Annotated in this window: 2 rRNA genes; both read right to left on the minus strand. The window is 49.0% G+C overall.

Going from position 1 to position 3,222, the window contains the following annotated elements:
* Positions 1-6: 6 nt before the first annotated feature.
* Positions 7-118: ribosomal RNA gene (gene rrf, locus QEP07_RS16505) — 5S ribosomal RNA — on the minus strand.
* Positions 119-215: 97 nt separating this feature from the next.
* Positions 216-3,088: ribosomal RNA gene (locus QEP07_RS16510) — 23S ribosomal RNA — on the minus strand.
* Between the last annotated feature and the right edge of the window lie 134 nt (positions 3,089-3,222).

The following is a 3,222-nucleotide window of genomic DNA, read 5'->3' on the forward strand; positions in this document are numbered from 1 at the left end:
TTTAAGATCTGGCACCGACCTACTCTCCCACGTGTTACCGCAGTACCATTGGCTCTGGTGGGCTTAACTTCTCTGTTCGGAATGGGAAGAGGTGGACACCACCGATATAGGCACCTGAAGATTTTTATTGTTTTGGCTTTGGGATTACCCTTGGCCTAAACAATGACATATTATTGAAAGAAGTTAAACGTGAAGAGCAAACAACGTTGTTGCTTGTTAGAAAGCTTCGGATGATTAGTATTACTCGACTTTGATGTCACCATCTTTACATCTGTAACCTATCAACGTAGTAGTCTGCTACGATCCTCTAATGGAATTCTCATCTCGTGGCTAGTTTCGCACTTAGATGCTTTCAGCGCTTATCTATTCCCAGCGTAGCTACTCTGCAATGCCCCTGGCGGAACAACAGATTCACTAGAGGCTAGTCCAACCCGGTCCTCTCGTACTAAGGTCAGCCCCACTCAAAATTCCAACGCCCACAACAGATAGGGACCGAACTGTCTCGCGACGTTCTGAACCCAGCTCGCGTGCCACTTTAATCGGCGAACAGCCGAACCCTTGGGACCTTCTCCAGCCCCAGGATGTGACGAGCCGACATCGAGGTGCCAAACCTCCCCGTCGATATGAGCTCTTGGGGGAGATCAGCCTGTTATCCCCAGCGTACCTTTTATCCTTTGAGCGATGGCCCTTCCATGCAGAACCACCGGATCACTATATCCGTCTTTCGACCCTGATCGACTTGTCTGTCTCACAGTCAAGCAAGCTTATGCTATTGCACTCCTCATACGGTTACCAAGCGTATTGAGCTTACCTTTGAAAGCCTCCGTTACCTTTTTGGAGGCGACCACCCCAGTCAAACTACCCATCAAACAATGTCCTCCGCTTGGCAGAGTTAGACACCGAATACAGAAAGGGTGGTATTTCAACGTTGACTCCACGAATCCTGGCGAACCCGCTTCACAGTCTCCCACCTATCCTACACATCCTGTATCCAATGGCAATGTTAAATTGTAGTGAAGGTGCATGGGGTCTTTCCGTCCCGTTGCGGGTACCCGGCGTCTTCACCGGGACCACAATTTCACCGAGCTCATGGCTGAGACAGCGCCCAGATCGTTACACCATTCGTGCAGGTCGGAACTTACCCGACAAGGAATTTCGCTACCTTAGGACCGTTATAGTTACGGCCGCCGTTTACTGGGGCTTCGATTCAATGCTTCGCCTTGCGACTAACATCCCCTCTTAACCTTCCAGCACCGGGCAGGTGTCAGGCCTTATACCTCATCTTTCGATTTTGCAAAGCCATGTGTTTTTGTTAAACAGTCGCCTGGGCCTTTTCACTGCGGCTGGATCGCTCCAGCGCCCCTTCTCCCGAAGTTACAGGGCCATTTTGCCGAGTTCCTTAGCCATGATTCACTCGAGCACCTTAGAATTCTCTTCCCGGATACCTGTGTCGGTTTGCGGTACGGGTTTTTATAACCTGAAGCTTAGCGGATTTTCTTGGAAGTCTGATTACCTGCACTATCCGCGCCCCCGAAGGTTTGCGGTACTATCGGCCTTCAGCTAAACATCCGGATTTGCCTGGATATTCAATACCTAAAGCCTTTAACGATCTATTCCGTCAGATCGCGGCAGTGTCACTACTCCGTCCCCACATCGCAGTTATAAAAAGTACGGTAATATTAAACCGTTGTCCATCGAATACCCCTTTCGGGTTCTCCTTAGGCCCCGACTAACCCTGATCCGATTAGCGTTGATCAGGAAACCTTATCCTTTCGGTGGGCGGGTTTCTCGCCCGCCTTATCGTTACTTATGCCTACATTTGCTTTTCCAGAAGCTCCAGCACAACTTACGTCATACCTTCGCCGCCGCTGGAATGCTCCCCTACCGTAAATAAATTTACCCATAGCTTCGGTGTACAATTTGATGCCCGTTTATTATCCATGCCCGATCGCTCGACTAGTGAGCTGTTACGCACTCTTTAAATGAATGGCTGCTTCCAAGCCAACATCCTAGCTGTCTGTGCAATCGGACCTCGTTAGTTCAACTTAACTGTAACTTGGGGACCTTAGCTGATGGTCTGGGTTCTTTCCCTCTCGGCGCGTGACCTTAGCACCCCGCGCCTCACTGCCGTGCATATTAAATAGCATTCGGAGTTTGTCTGGATTTGGTAGGATTTGACTCCCCCGCACCCAATCAGTAGCTCTACCTCTATTTAACTCTATCACGACGCTGTTCCTAAAAACATTTCGGGGAGTACGAGCTATTTCCCAGTTTGATTAGCCTTTCACCCCTACCCACAGATCATCCGGAAACTTTTCAACGTTTATCGGTTCGGTCCTCCAGTACGTGTTACCGCACCTTCAACCTGTCCATGGGTAGATCACAAGGTTTCGCGTCTACCTCCCCTGACTATGCGCCCTATTCAGACTCGCTTTCGCTTCGGCTTCATGTCTTAAACACTTAACCTCGCCAGGGAAGAGTAACTCGTAGGCTCATTATGCAAAAGGCACGCCGTCACTGGACCTGCCAGCTCCGACCGCTTGTAAGCACACAGTTTCAGGTTCTATTTCACTCCCCTGTTCGGGGTTCTTTTCACCTTTCCCTCACGGTACTGGTTCACTATCGGTCTCTCAGGAGTATTTAGCCTTACCGGATGGTGCCGGCAGATTCCCACAAGGCGTCTCCGACCTCGCGGTACTCAGGATACTACTAGGTTAGTATTACTTACGTGTACCGGGCTATCACCGTATATTGCCAGGCTTCCCATCCTGTTCCACTTCATTCTACTATACCACATCGTAGTCCTACAACCCCCATTATGCCGTAACATAATAGGTTTGGGCTCTTTCCCTTTCGCTCGCCACTACTCAGGAAATCATTATTATTTTCTCTTCCTCTGCTTACTTAGATGTTTCAGTTCGGCAGGTTTGCGTATTTTACGACTGGTCTTCAACCAGCCAGGTTTCCCCATTCGGAAATCCGCGGATCAATTCATATTTGCTAATCCCCACGGCTTATCGCAGCTTATCACGTCCTTCATCGCCTCTGAGAGCCAAGGCATCCCCTGTGTGCTCTTTATTACTTTCTTCTTCCTGTACCCTTTTGCGCATACAGAAATGCTTTTTTTGATTCTTTTACTGCCCTAAAGCAGCAAAGTCCTCTATTGTTGTTTGCTCTTCTTTTTTAACTTCTTCCAATATGTCAAAGAACTTTTCTATCCCG

This window comes from Pedobacter faecalis, from assembly GCF_030182585.1.
Classification (GTDB): domain Bacteria; phylum Bacteroidota; class Bacteroidia; order Sphingobacteriales; family Sphingobacteriaceae; genus Pedobacter; species Pedobacter faecalis.